The following is a 23,441-nucleotide window of genomic DNA, read 5'->3' as shown; positions in this document are numbered from 1 at the left end:
ATCAAAATTCCAAATTTTTCTATTATTTATACTGTGTCGCATTCTTGATACCGGACAATCTCATGTCAGTAAGTTCTTTTAACCGACGCTGGGCGACGGTGATCCTTGAAGCCCTGACTCGCCGTGGCGTCAGGCACGTGTGTATTGCACCGGGCTCTCGCTCCACACCGCTGACGCTGGCGGCGGCTGAAAACCGGGCATTTATTCACCACACCCATTTTGATGAACGCGGCCTGGGCCATCTGGCGTTAGGCCTGGCGAAAGTCAGTAAAGAACCGGTGGCGGTGATTGTCACCTCCGGCACGGCGGTTGCGAACCTCTATCCGGCAATTATTGAAGCCGGGTTAACCGGTGAAAAACTGATCGTACTGACGGCTGACCGCCCACCAGAGCTTATCGACTGTGGTGCCAATCAGGCCATTCGTCAGCCGGGCATCTTTGCCTCGCACCCCTCACAGACGGTGTCGTTACCTCGCCCGACTCAGGACATTCCGGCACGCTGGCTGGTGTCGACGCTCGATCACGCAATGGAGACATTGCGCAGCGGTGCACTGCATATCAACTGTCCGTTTGCCGAGCCGCTGTACGGCGAAATGGACGACACAGGTCTTGACTGGCAGCACGCCCTCGGTGACTGGTGGCACGACGAAAAACCGTGGCTGCGCGAACAGACGCATCTGGAAAGTGCAAAACAACGCGACTGGTTCTTCTGGCGACAAAAGCGCGGCGTGATTATTGCCGGGCGTATGAGTGCTGCAGAAGGCAAGCTGGTTGCGGAATGGGCGCAAACCCTCGGCTGGCCACTGATTGGCGACGTCCTTTCCCAGACGGGTCAACCTCTGCCCTGCGCCGACCTCTGGTTGGGTAACATAAAAGCGGTGACAGAGCTTTCACAGGCACAGATTGTGGTTCAACTGGGGGCGAGTCTGACCGGTAAGCGGTTACTCCAGTGGCAGGCGGCCTGCGAGCCGGAGGAGTACTGGCTGGTCGATCCGCTGGAAGGGCGGCTCGATCCGGCGCACCACCGCGGTCGCCGTCTGGTCAGCGAGATTGATGCCTGGCTTGCCCTGCATCCGGCTGAAAAACGCAAACCCTGGGCGGTTGACGTCCCGGAACTTTCACGTCAGGCGTGGGAGCTCACCAAAGCGCAGTGCGAAGGTTTTGGTGAAGCAGAGCTGGCGCACCGAATTCGTCAGTATCTGCCAGAGCAAGGGCAGCTGTTTGTCGGCAATAGTCTGGTGGTGCGTCTGATTGATGCGTTCTCGAAGCTGCCTGCGGGTTATCCGGTTTACAGCAACCGTGGTGCCAGCGGCATTGACGGGCTGATCTCTACGGCGGCAGGTGTGCAGCGCGCCAGTGCGAAATCGACGCTGGCTGTCGTGGGCGATCTCTCCGCGCTGTATGACCTTAATGCGCTGGCGTTGCTGCGTCAGGTCTCGGCACCGTTTGTGCTGATAGTGGTCAACAACAATGGTGGGCAGATTTTCTCCCTGTTGCCAACGCCGCAGAGCGAACGTGAGCGCTTCTACCTGATGCCGCAGAACGTGCAGTTCGAACATGCTGCAGCGATGTTCAGCCTGAAATACCATCGCCCGGAAAACTGGGAAGCGCTGGATGCTGCACTGAGCACCGCCTGGCGACAGCCGGGGGCAACACTCATTGAGCTGGTGGTGAACGATTCAGACGGCGCACAACGGTTGCAAACCCTGCTGGCACAGGTAAGCCATCTGTGATCCTCTCTGGAGTGCAACAGCCCGGAAAGCCAGGCTACCCCTGGCTGGTCTTTTTGCACGGTTTTTCCGGGGATTGTCGTGAATGGCAGACCGTCGGGGAGACGCTCAGCGATTATCCCCGGTTATACCTCGATCTGCCTGGACACGGTGGCTCTGCCGGTATTGCTGTGACGGGGTTCGACGCGATGAGCAATGTACTCACCCGAACCCTGCTTAGTTACAACATACTTAACTACTGGCTGGTGGGGTACTCCCTCGGTGGCCGCATTGCGATGTTCCATGCCTGTCAGCAGCCAGCTGGGCTGTGCGGGGTGGCGGTGGAAGGCGGACATCCAGGCCTGCAGGATGCCGATGCGCGACGTATGCGGCTCGGCTCCGATCGGCACTGGGCAACGCGTTTTCGCACTGAAGCGCTGGGTAACGTCTTCACCGACTGGTATCAACAGTCCGTGTTTGCTTCCCTGACGGACATGCAGCGCAGGGCGCTTGTTACCCTGCGCAGCCAGAACAGCGGCACGATGCTGGCGATGATGCTTGAGGCTACCTCACTGGCCGTGCAGCCAGATTTACGTGCGGCGCTGAGCACGCGCGATTTCCCTTTTTACTATTTATATGGTGAACGTGATGAAAAGTTCGCGGCCATTGCTGCGGAACTGAACGCCATGCGCCATGTGATCCCTCATGCCGGACACAACGCCCACCGGGAAAATCCGGGGGCAGTTGCCGCGAGTCTGGCTCAGATACTGCGTCTTCGAATAAAGGACACTCTATGATCTATCCTGATGAACAAATGCTGTATGCACCGGTTGAATGGCAAGACTGCTCTGAAGGCTACACCGACATTCGTTACCATAAATCAGCGGACGGCATTGCCAAAATCACCATCAACCGTCCGCAGGTGCGTAACGCGTTTCGCCCGTTGACCGTAAAAGAGATGATTCAGGCGCTGGCAGATGCGCGCTACGACGACAACATTGGCGTGATCGTTCTGACCGGTGAAGGTGACAAAGCGTTCTGCTCCGGTGGCGATCAGAAAGTACGCGGCGACTACGGCGGATATCAGGATGACGCGGGTACGCATCACCTGAACGTGCTCGATTTCCAGCGCCAGATCCGCACCTGTCCAAAACCAGTTGTGGCGATGGTGGCTGGCTACTCCATTGGTGGCGGCCACGTGCTGCATATGATGTGTGACCTGACCATTGCCGCAGAAAACGCTATCTTCGGCCAGACCGGCCCGAAAGTGGGTTCCTTCGACGGCGGTTGGGGTGCCTCTTATATGGCGCGCATTGTCGGGCAGAAAAAAGCCCGTGAAATCTGGTTCCTGTGCCGTCAGTACAACGCCCAGGAAGCGCTGGACATGGGCCTGGTTAACACCGTGGTACCGATTGCCGACCTCGAAAAAGAGACCGTGCGCTGGTGTCGTGAGATGCTGCAAAACAGCCCAATGGCATTGCGTTGCCTGAAGGCCGCCCTGAACGCCGACTGCGATGGTCAGGCGGGTCTGCAGGAGCTGGCGGGTAATGCCACCATGCTGTTCTACATGACCGAAGAGGGTCAGGAAGGACGCAACGCGTTTAACGAAAAACGCCAGCCGGACTTCAGCAAATACAAACGGAACCCGTAATGCGTCGCGCGCAGGTTTACCGCTGGCAGATACCGATGGACGCGGGCGTGGTGCTGCGTGAACGGCGGTTAAAAACCCGTGACGGTGTGTTTATCCACCTGCAGCAGGATGGGCAGGAAGGGTGGGGGGAGATCTCGCCCCTGCCGGGCTTTAGCCTGGAGACACTGGAGGAGGCTCAGGCCGAACTGATGGCGTGGGTGAGCGAATGGCGCGAAGGGGCTAACCCAGCGCTGCCAGATGTGCCTTCTGTAGCTTTTGGCATCAGCTGCGCACTGGCGGAGCTTGACGGTAGTTTGCCTGAAAAGGCGAATTACCGTGCCGCACCGCTCTGTACCGGCGATCCGGATGAGCTGTTCGCGCTGCTTTCCGCCATGCCAGGTGAGAAAGTGGCGAAAATCAAAGTCGGCCTCTACGAGGCGGTGCGTGACGGCATGGTGGCGAACCTGCTGCTGGAAGCGATCCCTGACCTGCACCTGCGTCTGGATGCCAACCGCGCCTGGACGCCGCTCAAGGCGCAACAGTTCGCCAAATACGTCAATCCTGCATACCGCAACCGTATTGCGTTTCTGGAAGAACCGTGCAAAACCCGTGAGGACTCCCGCGCTTTTGCCCGTGAAACGGGTATTGCTATCGCCTGGGATGAAAGTCTGCGTGAGACTGATTTCGAGTTCGTCGCTGAACCGGGCGTCAGTGCGGTGGTCATTAAACCGACGCTGACCGGCAGTCTGGCGAAAGTGCGTGAGCAGGTGGCTGCAGCCCATGCGTTAGGGTTGACGGCGGTGATCAGTTCGTCCATCGAATCCAGCCTTGGGCTGACACAGCTGGCGCGCATTGCCGCCTGGCTGACGCCAGATACCCTTCCTGGCCTGGACACGCTGAACCTGATGCAAACCCAGCTTATCCGCCAGTGGCCGGACAGTACGCTGCCGTGTCCCGGCGTTGAGGCGCTGGAGCCGCTGTGGTGAGTTTTACCGACTGGCCGTGGCGGCACTGGCGCGCACAATGCCCAGGGAAACCGGCGCTGCGCCTGGACGAAGAGACGCTCACCTGGCAACAGCTGGGCGATCGCGTGGATGGCCTTGCAGCAGGTTTTCACCATCAGGGTGTGCAGGAAGGTGATGGTGTCATGCTGCTCGCCCACAACCACCCGCAGACGTTGCTCGCGTGGCTGGCACTGCTCCAGTGTGGGGCGCGTATTCTTCCGGTTAACCCGCAGCTGCCGCGTCCGTTGCTGGACGTGTTGCTGCCGCAGATGACGCTGCGCTTTGCGCTGGTGCTGGACGGCATCTACGAAGGGCTTACTGCGTTGCAGATGGCCGCACAGCCAGGCGAATATGTCGCGTCGTGGCAGCCGGAGCGGTTGGCCTCCATGACGCTGACGTCCGGCTCTACCGGGTTGCCTAAGGCGGCGGTGCATACCTGTGCAGCACACCTTGCCAGTGCCAAAGGTGTTCTGGCGCTGATGCCTTACCGTGATAACGATGACTGGCTGCTGTCACTGCCGCTTTTTCATGTCTCCGGTCAGGGCATTTTATGGCGCTGGCTGCAGGCTGGTGCGCGGTTAACCGTACGCGAAAAACAACCCCTGGAGCAGGCGCTGCAGGGGTGTACTCACGCCTCGCTGGTGCCGACGCAGCTCTGGCGTCTGCTCAATGCGAACCAGCGTATCGCGCTGAAAGCTGTGCTGCTTGGCGGCGCGGCGATCCCCGTTGAACTCACGCAAAAGGCCCGCGAGCAGGGCATTCGTACTTTCTGTGGCTACGGTCTGACGGAGTTTGCTTCCACCGTGTGTGCCAAAGAGGCAGACGGTGAGCCGGATGTCGGCTGTGCGCTACCGGGCAGAAATGTGCAGGTAGTGGAAGGGGAAATCTGGCTTAATGCGCAAAGCATGGCTGCAGGCTACTGGCGGGATGGGGCGTTGCTTCCGCTGACGAATGCGCAGGGCTGGTTTGCCACCCGCGATCGCGGTGAACTGCGCGATGGCCGCCTGACGATCCTCGGGCGTATGGATAATCTCTTTTTCAGCGGTGGGGAGGGGATCCAGCCAGAAACGCTTGAGCGTGTCATTGCCACCCATCCGCAGATAAACCAGGTGTTCATCGTCCCGCTGGACGACGCTGAATTCGGCCAGCGCCCTGTTGCGGTGGTGGAGTGTGAACCGGGAACGGACATTACGCTGTTTCCTGATTGGGTTCGGGATAAGCTGGCGCGTTTTCAGCAGCCGGTGCGCTGGCTGGCACTACCGGCCGGGCTAAAAAATGGCGGGATTAAAATATCCCGCCAGGCGTTAACACAGTGGGTGAATGATCAGTCGAAGGGGTAATCACCCCCCTTCCGGCTGCGGTTTGCGCTGGCGTCTGCGCAACAGGCGCAACACCGGCGGCACCACAATCACCATTATCGCCATCGCCAGCAGCACTTTCGCCACGCTACTGTCCCACAGAATCGACAGGTTGCCGTTGCTGATGGAGAGGGCGCGGCGCAGGTTTTGTTCCAGCATTTCCCCCAGCACAAAACCTAAAATCAGCGGTGACATCGGGAAGTGCATCTTGCGCAGGATGTAGCCCAGCACGCCAAGAAGCACCATCAGCACCAGATCGAACGTGGTGCTGTGTACCGCATATACCCCGACGGCAGAAACGGCTGCGATGGCGGGAACCAGGAACCACAGCGGAATGGTCAACATGCGGGTGAACAGGCCAATCAGCGGGATGTTCATCACCAGCAACATCACGTTGGCGATCAGCAACGCAGCAATCAGACCCCAGACAATATCCGGCTGTTCAGTAAACATCGCCGGGCCGGGGGTGATGTTATAGAGCGTCAGTGCGCCCATCATCACCGCTGTGGTACCAGAGCCCGGTACACCAAGCGTCAACATCGGAATAAATGAACCGCAGGCCGAGGCATTATTGGCCGCTTCCGGGGCGGCGACGCCACGAATATCCCCTTTGCCGAAGCTGTCGCTATTGCCGCTGAGCTTTTTCTCGGTCATGTAGGTGATGGCGCTGGCAATGGTGGCTCCGGCACCGGGTAAAATACCAACGAAGAAGCCAATGACTGACGAGCGCAGCGTCGTGGCAATGCACTGCGCTCCCTCTCTGGCATTAAAAAGCATCCGCCCGGTTTTACGTACCAGCGTTTGCCCGCTGCTGGTATGCTCCAGCATCAGTAAGATTTCCGAGACCGAGAACAAACCAATCACGACAACGATAAACTGCACGCCATCGGACAGGTGAACGCTGTCGAAGGTAAAACGATAAACCCCGGTGTTGGCATCCACTCCGACGGTGGCTAACCCTAAGCCAATCAGCGCAGATAAAAACGATTTCAGCGGGTTTTGCGCCATCATGCTGCCGAGACAGGCAATAGCGAACACCATCAGTGCAAAATATTCTGCAGGGCCAAACGCCAGTGACCACTGGGCCAGCGCAGGGGCGAACAGAATGATGCCGCCAATGGCAATAAGCGACCCGAAGAACGAGCTGACGGCAGAAATAGAGAGCGCCACGCCGCCGCGTCCCTGTTGCGCCATCGGGTAACCGTCCAGCGCGGTCATAATGGCCGCTGCATCGCCTGGCACGTTCAGCAGGATCGACGAGATGCGGCCACCGTATTCGCAGCCGATGTAGACCGTTGCCAGCAGGATCAGTGCGGATTCCGCAGGCAGGTGCAGGGCAAACGCCAGCGGCAGCAGGATCGCGACGCCGTTAATTGGCCCCAGGCCAGGCAACAGGCCCACAATCGTTCCGACAAAGCAGCCGATCAGGGCAATCACCAGGTTTTCCGGGGTCATCGCCACAGCGAACCCCTGAGAGAGATAAATCCAGGTATCCATAGCGAGCTCCGTTAGTTAAACCATGCCCCAAGGGGTAACGTCACGTCCAGCAGGCGGTCGAAGGCGTACCACAGTAAAATGCCCAGCATCGCCCCCGAAATTCCCGCCGCAGGCAGCGTGGCGTTAAACAACATGCCGATCACCATCGTCAGAATGGCGGTGGCAATCGGGAAGCCGAGCCACTCAAACCCCCACGCGTACATCAGCAGCACAACCACCATGACCAGCAGGCGTTGCAGAGTACGGCGTGGCGGCCAGTCCACGGTATCAGGATGGCGCAGTAACAGGGCCACCGAGCAGAGCAGCATCAGGCCGACAATGCCCATCGGAAAGGGGCGTGGCCCCACGGGTTCATAGCTGTATTCGCTGTGGATTTGCCAGGCAACGAATAACCCGCCAGTGCAGAGCAGCAGCCATATCCCGGCAAAAATACGATCGCTCATAGCGCCTCCGGTTATTTCGCCAGACCAAAGGCTTTCGCCTGCTCGCGGTAGTCATTCACCTGCTTTTTGACATACTCATCCAGCTGTTTGCCGTTCAGGTTGAACTCAAACAGCCCGCGCAAATCGCGCTGTTTTTTGAACTCCTCGGTTTGCTGGAGCTTGTTAAACTCGTCCACCCACCACTGGTATTCAGCGTCGGTGACGTTTGGCCCGACAAAGAAGCCACGGATAATCGGCCAGACCAGGTCATAGCCCTGCTCTTTTGCGGTAGGGACGTTTGCCAGCTGACCGGGCAGACGGTTGTCGGAGAAGACCGCCAGCACGCGAATTTTATCTCCGCTCAGGTAAGGCACCATTTCACTGAGATCGCCGGATACCGCCTGCACGTGGTTGCCCATCAGCGCCGTGACCGGTTCACCGCCGCCTTCAAATGCGACGTAGCGCATCTTGTGTGGGTCGACCTTTGCCTGTTGCGCCAGCAGTGCCGCTTTCATCCAGTCCTGGCTGCCAATAGACGCCCCTGCGCCAATCACCACGCTGTTGGGATCTTTTTCCATCGCGGTCAGCAAGTCTTTCAGCGATTTCCACGGGGAGTCTGCCCGCACGGCAATCATGCCGTAATCCGTGCCGACGGTAGACAGCCAGCGCACGTCATCGACGCCATAGCGGCCAAATTTACCCTGCGACAGGTTCAGCAGTGAACCACCGGAAAAGGCAACCACAGTGCCCGCTTCAGCCGGGCGTTGCGCCACGATGGCGTTATAGGCCACTGCCCCCACGCCGCCAGGCATATACGTTACGCGCATCGGCTTTTTGATAGCGCCAGTCTCCAGCAGGCTAACCTGGATGAGTTTGCAGGTGAGATCGAAACCGCCGCCGGGTTTGGCCGGAGCGATACACTCGGTACGGGACGGCGCATCCTGCGCCTGGACGACAGAGGCACTCATCATGAATACGCTTGCAGCAAAGGCCGAAAGTAATTGTTTTTTCATCGTTTATCCTCACGCAGGATGACGGGTACGGGTGTTTTTTCTGATTATGTGAACCGCCTTGTGGCGATTCCGTTGCGTGATTGTTAAAACATTAACCTTTCATTTCCCTTTCAATGCGACACGAACTTTACAGGATGTGATATGCGTCTCTTACTGGCAGAAGATAATCACGAGCTGGCTCACTGGCTGGAGAAGGCGCTGGTACAGGGAGGCTTTGCCGTGGACTGTGTGAGCGACGGGCGTGCGGCTGACCATCTCCTGCAGGGGGAACGCTATGCGGTGGCTATCCTCGATATCGGGATGCCTGGTTTTGACGGTCTGGAGGTAGTGCAACGTCTGCGAAAGCGCGGACAAACGCTGCCGGTGCTGTTCCTGACCGCCCGTAGCAACGTGGCGGACAGGGTGAAAGGACTCAATGCCGGGGCGGATGACTATTTGCCGAAACCTTTCGAACTGGAGGAGCTTGACGCGCGCCTGCGTGCGCTGCTGCGCAGAAGTGAAGGCCGAACCCTGGAGCGCCAGCGTCTGGGAGAGCTGGAGTACGATGACGACGGTTTCTTTCTGCTGCGCGATGAGCCGCTCTCGCTGACGCCGCGCGAGCTCTCTTTACTAAAAGTATTAATGTACCGCCGAACACGGCCCGTCTCCCGCCAACAGCTTTTTGATCAGGTGTTCAGCCTGAACGACGACGTGAGCCCGGAGAGTATTGATCTCTATATTCATCGCTTGCGTAAAAAACTGAGCGGCAGCGGGGTACGGATAATCACGCTGAGAGGGCTGGGTTACGTTCTGGAGTGTGGCGATGAAGTGGGTTAAACCGCAGTCTCTTTACCTGCAATTGCTGCTCTTTCTGGGGTTGCCACTGCTGTTGCTGTGGGGACTCTCGGCCTTTAACAGCTACGTCAGCGCACTACAGGCGGCTACTCAGGCTTACGATCGAACGCTGTTATCCTCTGCCCGCACGGTATCAGAGCGGCTGGTGGTGCATAACGGCAGGCTGGAGGTCAACGTTCCCTGGGTGGTGCTCGACAGTTTTGAACTCAATATGAATGACCGGCTTTACTACAAAGTGGTCGACCCTGACGGGCGGGTGATCTCCGGTTATGACGATTTGCCGAAGATGCCGCCCGCAACATCACGCACGACGCTTTATCCGGCGCTGGCATGGTTTTATCACACGGAGTATCGCGGGCAGGCCATCCGCGTCGCCCGGCTGCTTCAGCCTGTCAATGAGGGCAATATCATGGGGATGGCAGAGATCTACATCGCCGAAACGCTCCAGTCCCGTCGCTATCTTGCCAGCCAGTTGCTCTTTTCGTCCTGGGTCACTCAGGGTCTGTTGGTGCTCCTGACGCTCGTCCTTACCGCGTGGCTGTTGCGCCGCGTACTGCGTCCGATGCGTCAGCTTTCAACATTGATGGTACGGCGTGAACCTGGTCTGCTTGCGCCACTGCCGGAGCTGTTGCCCTGGTCAGAAACGCGTCTGCTGATTGTCGCGTTTAACCGTTATATCGACAGACTGCGCGGGGTGCTTTCACGGCAGGAACGCTTTAACGCCGATGCCTCTCATCAGCTCAAAACTCCACTGGCGGTGCTCAAAACGCAGGTTTCGGTTGCCCTGACGCGTGACGATCCGGCGTTGTGGCAGGAGAGTTTGCGGGCGATGAACGTTACGCTGGATAACACCATTCTGCTGACTGAGCGTTTGCTTCAGCTCTCTGCGGTGAAGTGTAAAGAGCAGGGGGAGCGCCAGTTTGCGCCTGTCGATCTGGTTCAGGTGGTACAGCATTGTTGCTTCTCCAGGCTGGCGCAGGCGCGGAGTAAGGCAATTGATCTCGGGTATGAGGGTGTTCAACAGCCGGTCATGATAGATGGCGATGAGGTGCTACTGGGGGAGCTTTGTGCCAACCTGCTGGAGAATGCCATCAAATACACCCCGGAACAGGGGATTGTGACGGTTTACCTGCGTGCAGATAACGGTGCGGTGGAACTGCGCGTGGAAGACAGTGGCCCGGGGATTGATGAACATCTGATGCACCAGGCGATGCAGCCATTTCACCGGCTGGACAACGTCGGAGAGGTGGCCGGGTCGGGGATTGGGCTGGCGTTGGCCGGTGATATTGCCCGGCTGCACAGGAGCCACCTTCAGCTTACGCGCAGTGAAACCCTGGGGGGACTGAGTGTGAAAATGCGGTTTTTACTGCTGATGTAAAAACCGGAAAGTATCATATCGTTACAATCTAATTGTCTGACGCACGCAGAGTACATTGATCCCGGGCTGACTCAGGTTAAAATCTCGCGGTTTTTGGGACATCTCTAAATAATTTGTGTGGGATCACGACAATGAAAAAAGTGGCATTACTGGGCCTCAGCGGCCTGATGTTTGTTTCTGCGGCGGCTAACGCCATTAGCATCAACGGCTCGGCTGGTCAGGATTACACCCACCTGGGCTTTGGCATGGGCACAGAAACCTCCGGTCTGGCGATGAGCGGCGGCTGGACGCATAACGATGACGACGGCGATGCAGCCAGCCTCGGTCTCGGTCTGAACATTCCTCTTGGCCCATTCCTGGCAACCGTGGGCGGTAAAGGCGTTTACACCAATCCGAATGACGGCGACGAAGGTTACGCGGCGGCAGTCGGTGGCGGCCTGCAGTGGAAAATTGGCGACAGCTTCGGTCTGTTTGGCGAGTATTACTATTCTCCGGATTCACTCTCCAGCGGCATTGAAAGCTATGAAGAAGCCAACGCCGGTGCGCGCTGGACTATCATGCGTCCAATCACCATTGAAGCAGGCTACCGCTATCTGAACCTGGCGGGTAAAGACGGTAACCGTGACAATGCGCTGGCAGATGGCCCGTATGTGGGTGTGAGCGCAGGTTTCTAACCACTCCGGCGCGGCGTTCTGTCGCGCCAGTTTCTCTCTTCTTCCCGCAATCAATTGCGCTATAGTGTTTTGACCATAGAAGTGGGAGAACACAATGATAAACGTGGAAATGTTATCCACCGGCGACGAAGTGCTGCATGGGCAAATTATTGATACCAATGCCGCCTGGCTTGCCGATTTATTCTTTGAGCAGGGATTACCGTTAACGCGTCGCAACACGGTGGGCGACAATCTTGATTCGCTGGTGAATATTCTGCGCGAACGCAGTGAGCACGCTGACGTGCTGATTGTGAACGGCGGACTTGGCCCCACCAGCGACGATCTCAGCGCGCTGGCTGCCGCGACGGCCAAAGGCGAAGAACTGGTGCTGCATGAAGCGTGGCTGGCGCAGATGGCGCGCTTCTTTTCGGAGCGTGGGCGCGTCATGGCCCCCAGCAACCGCAAACAGGCTGAAATTCCGGCCAGTGCGGAACTTATCGACAACCCCGTCGGTACCGCCTGCGGTTTTGCCGTTAAGCTGAATCGCTGTCTGATGTTCTTCACGCCGGGCGTGCCGTCTGAATTTAAAGTGATGGTCGAGCAGCAAATTCTGCCGCGTCTGCGCGAACGTTTTACCCTGCCGGAGCCACCGCTGTGCCTGCGTCTGACCACCTTTGGCCGCTCTGAAAGCGATCTGGCCCAAAGTCTTGACCACCTGCCGCTGCCGCCGGACGTATCGATGGGGTATCGCTCCTCCATGCCAATCATCGAGCTGAAGCTGACAGGCCCGGCAACGCAGAAGGCCGCTATGCTGGCGCTATGGCCAGAGGTGCAACGCGTGGCGGGTGAGAGTCTGATCTTTGAAGGGACGGAAGGGTTGCCTGCACAGATTGCCCGCCATCTGCAATCCCGCCAGCTGAGCGTGACCTTAAGTGAGCAGTTCACCGCAGGGCTGTTGGCGCTGCAGCTTTCGCGTGCCAGTGCGCCGTTGCTGGCCAGCGAAGTTGTACCGTTCCAGCAAGAGACGCTGGCACAGACGGCTCGCTGGGCGTCTGAGCGCAGGGTGAACCATTTCGCCGGGCTGGCGCTGGCCGTGGGCGGTGTCGATGATGAGCACCTTAATTTCGCCCTGGCGACGCCGGAAGGCACGCATGCACTGCGGGTGAAAATGGGGATCACCCGCCACAGTCTGGTGGTGCGTCAGGAGGTATGTGCCATGATGGCGCTGAACATGCTGCGCCGCTGGCTGAACGGCAAAGAGGTCGCCAGCGATCACGGCTGGATTAACATCGTTGAGTCATTGTTTGTCGAATAAGCGGTGTTGCCGGGGCATATTCCCCCGGCACCACTTAGCCCAGCGCTTTTGCCAGTAGGGTGATAGGGTGTTCGCAGCGCTTGCTGGTGGACATCTCTATCTGCCACTTGCAGGTTTCACAGTCTGTCACCACCAGGTCGGCTCCACTCTCTTCAATCTGGTGGAACAAGGGTGCGCCAATGGCCTGAGAGGTTTCGTAGTTTTCACGCTTAAAGCCGTAGGTTCCTGCAATTCCGCAACAGCGCGAATCCAGCACCGTCAGTTCAAGCCCCGGGATCATCCTCAGCAGCTCCAGCGTATAGAGCGCCCAGCCCATCTTTTCCATATGACACGGTGTGTGATACACCACTTTCAGCGGTAATTTCCTGAGCGGTAACGTTTGTCCGCTGTCCAGTTTGCGCCACAGGAAGCGTGTCGCCAGCTCAATGTGTTCCCGCAGGCCGCTGTTATCCACATCCAGCAGATGTGGGTACTCATCGCGTAGCGTGAAGGTACAGGTTGAGGAGGTCGCCAGTACCGGAATACCTTTGTCGACAATCGCCTCACGCAGGGATGTGACGTTGCTTTTGGCCTGTTTGCGTGCCTTGTCGGTAAAACCGTTGGCAATCAGCGGAACACCGCAGCACTTCTCCTTGTTAAGCAACTGCACGCCTGTTCCCATTGCGTTCAGCACTTTCAGCAGGTCTTTACCCAGCTGCGGATGGTTGTAGTTCACGTAGCAGCCGTGGAAGAAGGCAACCTGATCGGTAAACTGCGCCTGTTCTGTCGCCACGGACTTGTACCAGCGACGGAAGGTACCGTGAGAATATTTTGGCAGGCTGCGGTGATGGTCTATCTTAAGCGTCGCATCAAGCAACTGGCGCACCGGTTTCAGCGATGTGGCGGCATTCACCAATGGGGCGAAAGGTGTCGACACCGTGCCCATCAGGTCGGTATGGCTAAGAATGGCATCGCGCAGCGTCGGTTTTTGGCTGCTATAACGCGCGCGGGCGCGCTGGATGATATCGCCGATTTTGACATCCGACGGGCACGCAACTTCACAGCGTTTGCAGTTGATGCAGTATTTCAGCGCTTCATCATACAGCGCGCCGTCCTTCAGGCGCAGACGTTCCCCGTCCGGTCCGGCCTGTTTCGGGCCAGGATAATTCGGGTTCACGCCGCTGACCGGACAGACCGTCGTACAGACCGTGCATTTAATGCAGCTTTCAAAACGGGTATCGTTCATTGTTCCGCCTCCACGCGTTGGCAGATTTGTCCGGCAACATAGAGTGCCGTCACGGCGCAGACACCGCCGCCACAGCCCTGAGTGATGGGATCGTAACCCCCCAGAATCGAGCCGATGGCATAGAGATTATTGATGGGGGTGCCTGCGAGCTGCGGATGCAGATGTTCATCGACGATGACCCCAAACTGTTGCCAGGGCTGTGGGGCAAAGAAATCACTCTGATACCAGTCTGCACGGGAGGGGCTTTGCCGCACATCCAGTCCCAGAATGGCCTCCCGGATGCCCTCGCGGCTGCTCAGTAACCCGTTACTGAAGAAGCTGCCGCTGGCCAGCACTGCAAATCGTGTGCGAAGGGGGATATCACCGTGGTTGCGCGTCCAGATTTCGCTCACCGCATCCTCCGTGAGGGTGATTTTTTTCACTTCGTCACCCGCCATCCACACGCCGCCCTGAGCAATAAACTGGCGCTGAAGCTGGTTATGCAGGCGAATGCCGGGTACGGAAGGGGGAAGCGTTGGCAGTAAGCCGAGAGTGCAGGGCAGGCGATCCGACAGCCAGCGCCAGAGGCGGTTGTCCGTCAGACCAAAGCAGGCAGGCATAAACAGCGCGTCACATTTTTCACCGAGCGGCCTGAGCGCGTCATACAGCAGTGGCCATTTGTCCTCATTATCCAGCAGCCGGGCGATATTCACCGCCCGAAACTCGCTTGGGTTGTCGCGCAGGACATCAAGCTCAGGAAGGTCTATCTCCGCTGTCTCTGCATTAACGCCTTGTTGGCAGAGCGATGCCGCCGCGAGATGGGGCTGGAAATCAAGAAAACCGCTGATCCCAACCACCAGCACGCGCGCTGCGCTGACGGGCGCGACGGGAACCTCTTCCGGACTGAGCCAGGCGGATCGCAGGGTACCAAGCGGTGTGACGCGCTGATGATTTTGCCGGGCATTGCCCTGTAACCGCGCGCCACACTCCGCCAGAAGCCGTTCCGCTTCATGGGCGAAGTGGGGAATATTGTGCATGCCAGTCAGGCTATAGGGATGTTCTGGCGGCAGCGTGTCGTGGTATGCGGCGTCCAGCAGATCCAGAGAGCCAGACGAGAAATGCAGGGCGCTCTGACCCCGGGTGATAATGGCGCAGCGCAGCCCCTGTTTCGTGAGCCTGATGCCACAGAGTAAACCCGCCAGTCCGCCGCCGACGATCGTGGTATCAAATTTCATCGTGTTGTTCCTTCTCAAGACCGCAAAGTCCCTGATAGACCCAGCGGGTAAACTCGCTTTCGCGCAGGGCATCACCCCAGGCGACAGGCTGAATACCTTTCCAGCGCTCGTTTAAAAAATCGCTGAGTTGTGCAAGCGACTGGGTGGCGGTGGTGACGTGAAAACGTTGCAGCAGCCCGGCGGCGCGGCAGGCACACAGTTCGCCCTGACAGGTTCCCATTCCGACGCGGGTGCGGCGACGTAAATCGAGCAGATTATTGACAGTCAGGTTCTCCACGGCATATTGCACTTCACCGGCGGTAACGGCTTCACACTCGCACACCAGGCTGCGGCTAAGACGCCCTTCACCCAGCCACTGCGGCGTTCTGTCGCCGTGGCGATAGATGGCCGAGCCGCGCAGGGGGGCGGGCAGAGAGATGATCTTTTGCAACGTGGTTTCGGTCGTCTGGCGCGAACCGGGCAACGGTTGCTCCGCCGTTACGCAGGGCCCGGTGTTGCCAAGTTTGCGGCAGACGGCATCGGTGGCCCATTGCGCCATCAGGCGATAGGTCATCAGCTTGCCGCCCGTAATGGTGATAAAACCCTCCATGCCATCACGTTGTGCGTGATCGAGCAGCACGATACCGCGGCTGACGTTGCGTCCGCTTGGGTCGTTATCGCTGGCCACCAGCGGGCGCACGCCCGCGTAAGCGCGAAGAATGCGGGTCTGGGCCATCACGGGAGCCAGTTTTTCCCCTTCACGAAGCAGAATGTCAACCTCTTCAGCCGTTACCCGGTTGTCGTCGATCTCGCTGTAGTCGACGTGAGTTGAGGTGGTGCCGATGAGCGAAATGGTGTCGCCGGGCACCAGAATATCGGCGTCGGAGGGTTTACGGCAGCGGTTGATCACATGGTTATTAATACGGTGATCGAGGATCAGCAGTGAACCCTTGGCCGGGAACATGCGGATGGACAGTTCCGCGTATTCTGCAATGTGCTGCCCCCAGATCCCCGCGGCATTGACGACCACGCTGGCATACAACTCGCTGTGTTCCTGATATTGCGTGTCGAAAACGCGTACACCACGGACGGTATTTCCCTGGCGGATCAGTCCCGTTACCTGGTGTCCGGTCAGAATACGCGCCCCGTGCTCGCGGGCATCCAGCATATTGGCGGCGGTCAGGCGAAAGGGATCAACGGTACCGTCAGGGACTTTAACTGCACCGGTCAGCATCGGGTTAACGGAAGGCTCGATACGACGCGCGAGGGCAGGGTCGATAGCTTCAGCCTGAATACCCGCCGCGCGGCACGCGGTTATAAACGTCGACTGAAATGCCAGGTCGTCTTCGGGAAGCGTGATGAACAGACCGTCGGTCGGCTCGATGCAGTGGCGGGCGATGCGTCGGAGGATTTGGTTTTCGGCAATGCACTCGCGTGCGGATTCGCCATCGGTGACGGCATAGCGTGCGCCGCTGTGCAGCAGGCCATGATTGCGTCCGGTTGCACCCGTCGCAATATCATGACGTTCCAGAAGCGTAACGCTTAACCCGCGCAGTGCGCAATCACGCGCGATCCCGGCACCGGTCGCACCACCACCAATGATAATCACATCGCTGTAGCGAGGATCGTGAATTGTCATTGTCTTCCCTCGTGTTCGTTTTTTTACCATTTAGCCACATCAAAACTGTGGTTTGTTTGATTTCGAACATAATCGAGCGCAATTCGAAAGTGGAACGTGATTTCATGCGCTTTTTTGCGCGTATTGTCATATTTCTGTAACAATCTGTGCGTTGATTCACAGTAACAATCACTGTGATTTCTTAACATCGCCGCCTCTCTGGAGTCGTGGGGCAGTTAAACCCCCGAAAATTCAATACATAGGCCACGGAGGCTGTCATGCTCAGTATCTTCAAACCTGCGCCGCATCAGGCGCGTCTGCCAGAGGCAGAAATAGATCCGCTTTACCGCCGTCTGCGTTGGCAAATCTTTCTCGGGATTTTCTTCGGCTATGCGGCGTATTACCTCGTACGCAAAAACTTTACGCTTGCCATGCCGTATCTGGTGGAGCAGGGCTTTTCACGTGGCGATCTGGGGTTCGCGCTGTCGGGGATCTCTATCGCGTACGGTTTTTCTAAATTCATCATGGGCTCTGTGTCGGATCGCTCGAATCCGCGCGTGTTCCTGCCAGCCGGTCTGATTCTGGCGGCAGCGGTGATGCTGTTTATGGGCTTTGTGCCGTGGGCGACCTCCAGCATCGCCATTATGTTCGTGCTGTTGTTCTTATGCGGCTGGTTCCAGGGAATGGGATGGCCACCCTGCGGGCGTACGATGGTGCACTGGTGGTCGCAGAAAGAGCGTGGCGGCGTGGTGTCCGTGTGGAACTGTGCCCATAACGTGGGCGGGGGCATTCCGCCACTGCTGTTCCTGCTGGGGATGGCCTGGTTTAACGACTGGAAAGCCGCACTCTATATGCCAGCCTTTGGCGCGGTCGTGGTGGCGATTTTTGCCTTTGCGATGATGCGTGACACGCCGCAGTCCTGTGGCCTGCCGCCGATTGAAGAGTACAAAAACGACTACCCGGATGATTACAGCGAACAAAATGAAGAAGAGCTGACGGCAAAACAGATCTTCATGAAGTACGTGCTGCCAAACAAACTGCTGTGGTACATCGCAGTGGCTAACGTGTTCGTTTACCTGCTGCGTTACGGCATCCTCGACTGGTCGCCGACCTACCTGAAAGAAGTGAAACACTTCGCGCTGGATAAATCCTCCTGGGCCTATTTCCTGTATGAATATGCCGGTATTCCGGGCACGCTGATCTGCGGCTGGATGTCGGACAAAGTCTTCAAAGGCAACCGCGGTGCGACGGGCGTCTTCTTTATGACCCTGGTGACCATTGCCACCGTCGTTTACTGGCTCAACCCGGCGGGTAACCCGGGCGTGGACATGGCCTGTATGATTGTCATCGGCTTCCTGATTTACGGCCCGGTTATGCTGATTGGTCTGCACGCGCTGGAGCTGGCTCCGAAAAAAGCGGCTGGCACGGCGGCAGGTTTTACCGGCCTGTTCGGTTACCTGGGCGGCTCGGTCGCGGCAAGCGCCATCGTGGGCTATACCGTTGACTTCTTCGGCTGGGACGGCGGCTTTATGGTGATGATTGGCGGTAGCGTGCTGGCGGTACTGCTGCTGGTTGTCGTGATGATTGGGGAAAGACGTCACCACGCCGACGTGCAGGCGCGTCGTCAATAAGGAGAATTATGATGAAATTGACCCACCTGGCTACCGGCCTGCTGCTGGCAGGTTTGATGACGGGCTCTGCGCTGGCAGCCGATAAAATTGTGATCGCTCACCGTGGTGCGAGCGGTTATCTGCCGGAGCATACCCTGCCGGCAAAAGCGATGGCCTACGCGCAGGGCGCTGATTATCTGGAGCAGGATCTGGTGATGACCAGGGATGACCAGCTGGTCGTTCTGCATGACCACTACCTTGACCGCGTGACGGACGTGGCCGAACGTTTTCCGGATCGCGCCCGTAAAGATGGCCGCTACTATGCGATTGATTTCACACTGGCGGAAATCCGCTCGCTGAAGTTTACCGAAGGCTTCGAGATTAAAGACGGTAAGAAGGTGCAGGTCTATCCGGGACGTTTCCCGATGGGCAAGTCTGATTTCCGCATCCATACCTTCGAAGAGGAGATTGAGTTCGTTCAGGGACTGAACCACTCAACGGGCAAAAATATCGGTATCTACCCGGAAATCAAAGCGCCGTGGTTCCATCACCAGGAAGGCAAAGATATTGCCGCGAAAACGCTGGCAGTGCTGAAGCAGTATGGCTACACCAGCAAGAAGGACAAGGTCTACCTGCAGTGTTTTGATACCGCTGAACTGAAGCGCATCAAAACCGAGCTGGAGCCGAAGATGGGGATGAACCTCAATCTGGTGCAGTTGATTGCGTACACCGACTGGAATGAAACCCAGGAGAAGCAGCCGGACGGGAAGTGGGTGAATTACAATTACGACTGGATGTTTACGCCAGGCGCGATGAAGCAGATTGCGCAGTACGCGGATGGTATCGGCCCGGACTACCATATGCTGGTGGCGGAAGGTTCAACACCGGGTCACGTGAAGCTGACGGCAATGGTGAAAGAGGCGCATGCCAGCAAGATGCAGGTGCATCCGTATACGGTGCGTGCCGATAAGCTGCCGGACTATGCGACAAACGTGGATCAGCTTTATGACGTGTTGTATAACCAGGCAGGTGTGGACGGGTTGTTTACGGATTTCCCGGATAAAGCGGTGAGCTTTCTGAAGGATAAGCGCTGAAGTTGCCGGGTGGCGACTGCGCCTGACCCGGCCTACGAACTGCGGTTTTGTAGGTCGGGTAAGTGAAGCGCCACCCGACACAATCACATCTCGATCTCAATATCCCCTTTTGCCCGGCAGCAGCAGGGCAAAATTTCCCCTTCGTTGATAAAGGCCAGTGGTTCAGTCAGCCAGTCCACCTGGCCTGCAACCAGACGGCAGCGACAGGAGCCGCAATACCCGGCACGACACTGGTACTCTACCTCAACCTGATGGGCTTCAAGCGCCACCAGCAGAGAAGGGTGCTCTTCCCGGCACAGCACTTCTGTACCGGAAAGACTGAGCGTTACGCGTGTCATCAGAGTTGGAAGTTACTCAGGTCGTCAGTATCCACTTCCGCGTCAATCTGACCCACCAGGTAAGAACTCACTTCCACTTCCTGCGGTGCAACCTGCACGTTATCGGACACCAGCCAGGTGTTGATCCACGGGATTGGGTTAGAACGCGTCTGGAATGGCAGGTCAAGACCGACGGCCTGCATACGGATGTTGGTGATGTACTCAACATACTGGCACAGGATGTCTTTGTTCAGACCAATCATTGAACCGTCGCGGAACAGGTAGTCTGCCCACTCTTTCTCTTGCTGCGCGGCCAGCACGAACAGGTCGTAGCACTCCTGTTTGCACTCTTCGGCGATTTCCGCCATTTCCGGGTCGTCGGTGCCACTGCGCAGCAGGTTCAGCATGTGCTGAGTTCCGGTCAGGTGCAGGGCTTCGTCACGGGCAATCAGGCGAATGATCTTGGCATTGCCTTCCATCAGCTTGCGTTCGGCAAACGCGAAGGAGCAGGCGAAGCTGACGTAGAAGCGAATCGCTTCCAGCGCGTTCACGCTCATCAGGCAGAGATACAGCTGTTTTTTCAGCGCACGCAGGTTCACGGTGACGGTTTTACCGTTCACATTGTGGGTACCTTCACCCAGCAGATGCCAGTAGCTGGTCATCTCGATAAGTGTGTCGTAGTAGTGCGCAATACCTTCCGCACGCTTCTGGATCTGCTCGTTAGTGACGATATCGTCAAACACCACCGCCGGATCGTTCACGATGTTGCGGATGATATGGGTGTAAGAACGGGAGTGGATCGTCTCAGAAAACGCCCAGGTTTCCACCCAGGTTTCCAGTTCAGGAATGGAGATCAGCGGCAGCAGCGCTACGTTCGGACTACGTCCCTGAATGGAGTCCAGCAGCGTCTGATACTTCAGGTTGCTGATGAAGATATGCTTTTCGTGATCCGGCAGCGCCTGGAAATCAATACGATCGCGGGAAACGTCAACTTCTTCCGGACGCCAGAAGAAGGAGAGTTGCTTTTCAATCAGCTTTTCGAAAATGTCATACTTTTGCTGATCGTAGCGTGCCACGTTGACCGGCTGGCCGAAGAACATCGGCTCTTTGAGCTGGTCGTTTTTCGTCTGTGAAAAGGTGGTGTATGCCATGAATTGGGGTCCTGTCTTACGAAATAAAGGCGGGGATATCCCCGCCCTTCATTAGATCTTACATGCGCCGCTTTCGCAGCCATCGTCCTGGATAGAAGGTGCCAGGTCGTCCTGCGCGTCTTCCGCACCATCACGGGTGTTGTGATAGTACAGCGTTTTCACGCCAAATTTATAGGCGGTGAGCAGGTCTTTCAGCAGTTGTTGCATCGGAACCTTGCCTGACGGGAAGCGCGTCGGGTCATAGTTGGTATTGGCAGAGATCGACTGGTCGATAAACTTCTGCATGATACCCACCAGCTGCAGGTAACCGTCGTTGTTCGGCATTTCCCACAGCAGCTCGTAGTTGTCTTTCAGCAACTCGTAGTCTGGCACCACCTGACGCAGGATACCGTCTTTCGACGCTTTGATGCTGACGTGGCCGCGCGGTGGCTCGATACCGTTGGTGGCGTTAGAGATCTGTGAAGAGGTCTCAGACGGCATCAGGGCAGAGAGCGTGGAGTTACGCAGGCCGTGCGTCTTGATGGACTCACGCAGGGCTTCCCAGTCCAGGTGCAGCGGCTCGTTAGCAATCGCATCCAGGTCTTTTTTATAGGTATCGATCGGCAGAATGCCTTTCGCATAGGTGGTTTCGTTGAACCACGGGCACGCGCCTTGCTCTTTTGCCAGCTCGTTGGAGGCTTTCAGCAGGTAATACTGAATAGCTTCAAACGTTTCATGGGTCAGGTTGTTCGCGCTGCCGTCGGAGTAACGCTTACCGTGTTTCGCCAGCCAGTACGCAAAGTTGATCACGCCAATACCCAGGGTACGACGGCCCATTGCACCGCGTTTTGCCGCCGGGATTGGGTAATCCTGGTAGTCCAGCAGGGCATCAAGCGCGCGAACGGCCAGCACGGCCAGCTCTTCCAGCTCGTCCAGGCTCTTAATCGCACCCAGGTTGAACGCAGACAGTGTACACAGGGCGATTTCACCGTTCTGGTCGTTCACGTCTTCCAGCGGTTTGGTCGGCAGGGCAATTTCCAGGCACAGGTTAGACTGGCGCACTGGCGCAACCACTGGATCGAACGGGCTGTGGGTGTTGCAGTGGTCAACGTTCTGGATGTAGATACGGCCAGTAGAAGCACGTTCCTGCATCATCAGGGAGAACAGTTCCACCGCTTTCACGCGCTGCTTGCGGATGCTGTCGTCTTTTTCGTATTGGGTGTACAGGCGCTCGAATTCGTCCTGATCGGCGAAGAACGCATCGTACAGACCCGGGACGTCGGACGGGCTGAACAGAGTGATCTCTTCACCTTTCAGCAGACGGGTGTACATCAGCTTGTTGATCTGCACACCGTAGTCCATGTGACGCACGCGGTTGCCTTCAACGCCACGGTTGTTTTTCAGTACCAGCAGGCTTTCGACTTCCAGGTGCCACATTGGGTAGAACAGGGTCGCAGCACCGCCACGCACGCCGCCCTGAGAGCAGGATTTCACCGCTGTCTGGAAGTGCTTGTAGAACGGGATACAGCCGGTGTGGAACGCTTCACCGCCGCGAATTGGGCTGCCCAGCGCACGGATACGGCCCGCGTTGATGCCGATACCGGCACGCTGGGAGACGTATTTCACAATCGCGCTGGACGTGGCATTGATGGAATCCAGGCTGTCACCACACTCGATCAGTACGCAGGAGCTGAACTGACGGGTAGGGGTACGCACGCCAGACATAATTGGCGTTGGCAGAGAAATTTTGAACGTGGAAACCGCATCGTAGAAACGCTTCACGTATTCCAGACGGGTGTCACGCGGGTAGTTTGAGAACAGGCAGGCGGCTACCAGAATATAGAGGAACTGAGCGCTCTCGTAGATTTCGCCGGTCACACGGTTCTGAACCAGGTATTTACCTTCGAGCTGCTTCACCGCCGCGTAGGAGAAGTTCATGTCGCGCCAGTGATCGATAAACCCGTTCATCTGCTCGAACTCTTCTTCCGTATAGTCTTCCAGCAGATGCGTGTCGTATTTGCCCAGCTCAACCATTTTCACCACGTGAGCGTAAAGCTTTGGCGGCTCGAACTGGCCGTAGGCTTTTTTACGCAGGTGGAAAATCGCCAGACGTGCAGCGAGGTACTGATAATCCGGTGCTTCGCGGGAGATCAGATCCGCCGCAGCCTTGATGATGGTTTCATGGATATCAGACGTTTTGATGCCATCGTAGAACTGGATATGGGAACGCAGTTCAACCTGGGAGATAGATACGTTGTTCAGTCCTTCTGCTGCCCAGTCGAGAACTCGATGGATTTTGTCCAGATTGATACGCTCGGTAGTACCGTCGCGCTTTGTCACCAGCAGACTCTGATTCATGTGGGTTTTTACCTGTCCGTGAAATAAAAAATATCCCCCCGTTTATCCACAGGTCCGTCTTGTGACTAACTCTGTGGATAAAT

Annotated in this window: 20 protein-coding genes; 11 read left to right on the top strand and 9 right to left on the bottom strand. The window is 57.3% G+C overall.

The features are described 5' to 3' along the window. The first annotated feature begins 62 nt into the window (after positions 1–62). The 5 genes from menD to menE are packed head-to-tail and all read left to right on the top strand — an operon-like array spanning position 63 to position 5,683. Positions 63–1,733 carry a 2-succinyl-5-enolpyruvyl-6-hydroxy-3-cyclohexene-1-carboxylic-acid synthase gene (gene menD, locus ACJ9N4_RS06320; RefSeq protein ID WP_182272117.1) on the top strand — a complete coding sequence of 557 codons (1,671 nt, stop codon included), beginning with the start codon at positions 63–65 and terminating at the stop codon, positions 1,731–1,733. Beyond that, positions 1,730–2,506: a 2-succinyl-6-hydroxy-2,4-cyclohexadiene-1-carboxylate synthase gene (gene menH / locus ACJ9N4_RS06315; RefSeq protein WP_182918704.1), complete on the top strand. Its 777-nt coding sequence runs from the start codon at positions 1,730–1,732 to the stop codon at positions 2,504–2,506. The genes menD and menH overlap by 4 nt, the downstream gene beginning before the upstream one ends. After that, complete coding sequence (menB, locus tag ACJ9N4_RS06310; RefSeq protein ID WP_014071092.1) at positions 2,503–3,360, top strand: 1,4-dihydroxy-2-naphthoyl-CoA synthase; 858 nt, start codon at positions 2,503–2,505, stop codon at positions 3,358–3,360. The genes menH and menB overlap by 4 nt, the downstream gene beginning before the upstream one ends. After that, the gene (gene menC, locus ACJ9N4_RS06305; RefSeq protein ID WP_182918703.1) at positions 3,360–4,325 is read left to right on the top strand and encodes an o-succinylbenzoate synthase; all 966 of its coding nucleotides are present in this window, start codon (positions 3,360–3,362) and stop codon (positions 4,323–4,325) included. Before menB ends, menC begins: the two co-directional genes overlap by 1 nt. Beyond that, positions 4,322–5,683 carry an o-succinylbenzoate--CoA ligase gene (gene menE / locus ACJ9N4_RS06300; protein WP_182920053.1) on the top strand — a complete coding sequence of 454 codons (1,362 nt, stop codon included), beginning with the start codon at positions 4,322–4,324 and terminating at the stop codon, positions 5,681–5,683. Before menC ends, menE begins: the two co-directional genes overlap by 4 nt. Here menE and ACJ9N4_RS06295 read toward each other — a convergent pair whose 3' ends face one another. From ACJ9N4_RS06295 to ACJ9N4_RS06285, 3 genes are read right to left on the bottom strand one after another with little or no spacing between them, the layout of a single operon-like run. Beyond that, positions 5,684–7,198 (bottom strand): tripartite tricarboxylate transporter permease, encoded by a 1,515-nt coding sequence (locus ACJ9N4_RS06295; protein ID WP_182918702.1) that lies wholly within the window; start codon positions 7,196–7,198, stop codon positions 5,684–5,686. 11 nt (positions 7,199–7,209) lie between these two features. Continuing rightward, on the bottom strand, positions 7,210–7,641 hold the full coding sequence (locus ACJ9N4_RS06290) for a tripartite tricarboxylate transporter TctB family protein (RefSeq protein WP_182272113.1): 432 nt from the start codon (positions 7,639–7,641) through the stop codon (positions 7,210–7,212). Between the two features lie 11 nt (positions 7,642–7,652). Further along, positions 7,653–8,633: a Bug family tripartite tricarboxylate transporter substrate binding protein gene (locus ACJ9N4_RS06285; protein ID WP_182918701.1), complete on the bottom strand. Its 981-nt coding sequence runs from the start codon at positions 8,631–8,633 to the stop codon at positions 7,653–7,655. A 141-nt stretch (positions 8,634–8,774) separates the two neighbouring features. Here ACJ9N4_RS06285 and tctD point away from each other — a divergent pair, with 141 nt between their 5' ends. From tctD to ACJ9N4_RS06265, 4 genes are all read left to right on the top strand, one after another. Beyond that, entirely contained in the window at positions 8,775–9,449 is a 675-nt protein-coding gene (tctD, locus tag ACJ9N4_RS06280; protein WP_182272111.1) for a transcriptional regulator TctD, read from the top strand. After that, entirely contained in the window at positions 9,436–10,845 is a 1,410-nt protein-coding gene (locus ACJ9N4_RS06275) for a sensor histidine kinase (protein ID WP_182918699.1), read from the top strand. Before tctD ends, ACJ9N4_RS06275 begins: the two co-directional genes overlap by 14 nt. A 131-nt stretch (positions 10,846–10,976) precedes the next feature. Beyond that, positions 10,977–11,519, top strand: a complete 543-nt coding sequence (locus ACJ9N4_RS06270; protein ID WP_182272109.1) for a YfaZ family outer membrane protein — start codon at positions 10,977–10,979, stop codon at positions 11,517–11,519. A 94-nt stretch (positions 11,520–11,613) separates the two neighbouring features. After that, a complete protein-coding gene (locus tag ACJ9N4_RS06265) occupies positions 11,614–12,813 on the top strand; it encodes a nicotinamide mononucleotide deamidase-related protein YfaY (protein WP_182272108.1) in 1,200 nt (399 codons plus the stop codon). Between the two features lie 34 nt (positions 12,814–12,847). Here the strand turns inward: ACJ9N4_RS06265 and glpC are convergent, their stop codons facing one another. From glpC to glpA, 3 genes are read right to left on the bottom strand one after another with little or no spacing between them, the layout of a single operon-like run. Then, positions 12,848–14,038 (bottom strand): anaerobic glycerol-3-phosphate dehydrogenase subunit GlpC, encoded by a 1,191-nt coding sequence (gene glpC, locus ACJ9N4_RS06260; protein WP_182272107.1) that lies wholly within the window; start codon positions 14,036–14,038, stop codon positions 12,848–12,850. Then, positions 14,035–15,252, bottom strand: a complete 1,218-nt coding sequence (glpB, locus tag ACJ9N4_RS06255) for a glycerol-3-phosphate dehydrogenase subunit GlpB (protein ID WP_182272106.1) — start codon at positions 15,250–15,252, stop codon at positions 14,035–14,037. The genes glpC and glpB overlap by 4 nt, the downstream gene beginning before the upstream one ends. Beyond that, the gene (glpA, locus tag ACJ9N4_RS06250; protein WP_411500351.1) at positions 15,242–16,870 is read right to left on the bottom strand and encodes an anaerobic glycerol-3-phosphate dehydrogenase subunit A; all 1,629 of its coding nucleotides are present in this window, start codon (positions 16,868–16,870) and stop codon (positions 15,242–15,244) included. Before glpA ends, glpB begins: the two co-directional genes overlap by 11 nt. 257 nt (positions 16,871–17,127) lie before the next feature. Here glpA and glpT point away from each other — a divergent pair, with 257 nt between their 5' ends. Further along, positions 17,128–18,480, top strand: a complete 1,353-nt coding sequence (gene glpT / locus ACJ9N4_RS06245) for a glycerol-3-phosphate transporter (protein WP_182272104.1) — start codon at positions 17,128–17,130, stop codon at positions 18,478–18,480. Positions 18,481–18,491: 11 nt separating this feature from the next. Continuing rightward, the gene (gene glpQ / locus ACJ9N4_RS06240) at positions 18,492–19,553 is read left to right on the top strand and encodes a glycerophosphodiester phosphodiesterase (protein ID WP_182920052.1); all 1,062 of its coding nucleotides are present in this window, start codon (positions 18,492–18,494) and stop codon (positions 19,551–19,553) included. 83 nt (positions 19,554–19,636) lie between these two features. Here glpQ and yfaE read toward each other — a convergent pair whose 3' ends face one another. The 3 genes from yfaE to nrdA are packed head-to-tail and all read right to left on the bottom strand — an operon-like array spanning position 19,637 to position 23,358. Further along, positions 19,637–19,891: a class I ribonucleotide reductase maintenance protein YfaE gene (gene yfaE, locus ACJ9N4_RS06235; protein ID WP_182272103.1), complete on the bottom strand. Its 255-nt coding sequence runs from the start codon at positions 19,889–19,891 to the stop codon at positions 19,637–19,639. Beyond that, positions 19,891–21,021 carry a class Ia ribonucleoside-diphosphate reductase subunit beta gene (nrdB, locus tag ACJ9N4_RS06230; RefSeq protein WP_182272102.1) on the bottom strand — a complete coding sequence of 377 codons (1,131 nt, stop codon included), beginning with the start codon at positions 21,019–21,021 and terminating at the stop codon, positions 19,891–19,893. The genes yfaE and nrdB overlap by 1 nt, the downstream gene beginning before the upstream one ends. A 51-nt stretch (positions 21,022–21,072) precedes the next feature. Continuing rightward, entirely contained in the window at positions 21,073–23,358 is a 2,286-nt protein-coding gene (gene nrdA / locus ACJ9N4_RS06225) for a class 1a ribonucleoside-diphosphate reductase subunit alpha (protein WP_182272101.1), read from the bottom strand. Positions 23,359–23,441 lie beyond the last annotated feature (83 nt).

It is taken from the genome of Enterobacter sp. LM3, assembly GCF_046622475.1.
Classification (GTDB): Bacteria; Pseudomonadota; Gammaproteobacteria; order Enterobacterales; family Enterobacteriaceae; genus Enterobacter; species Enterobacter cloacae_P.
Note: the sequence above shows the minus strand (reverse complement) of the source record. Positions and strands in the feature narration are given on the sequence as shown.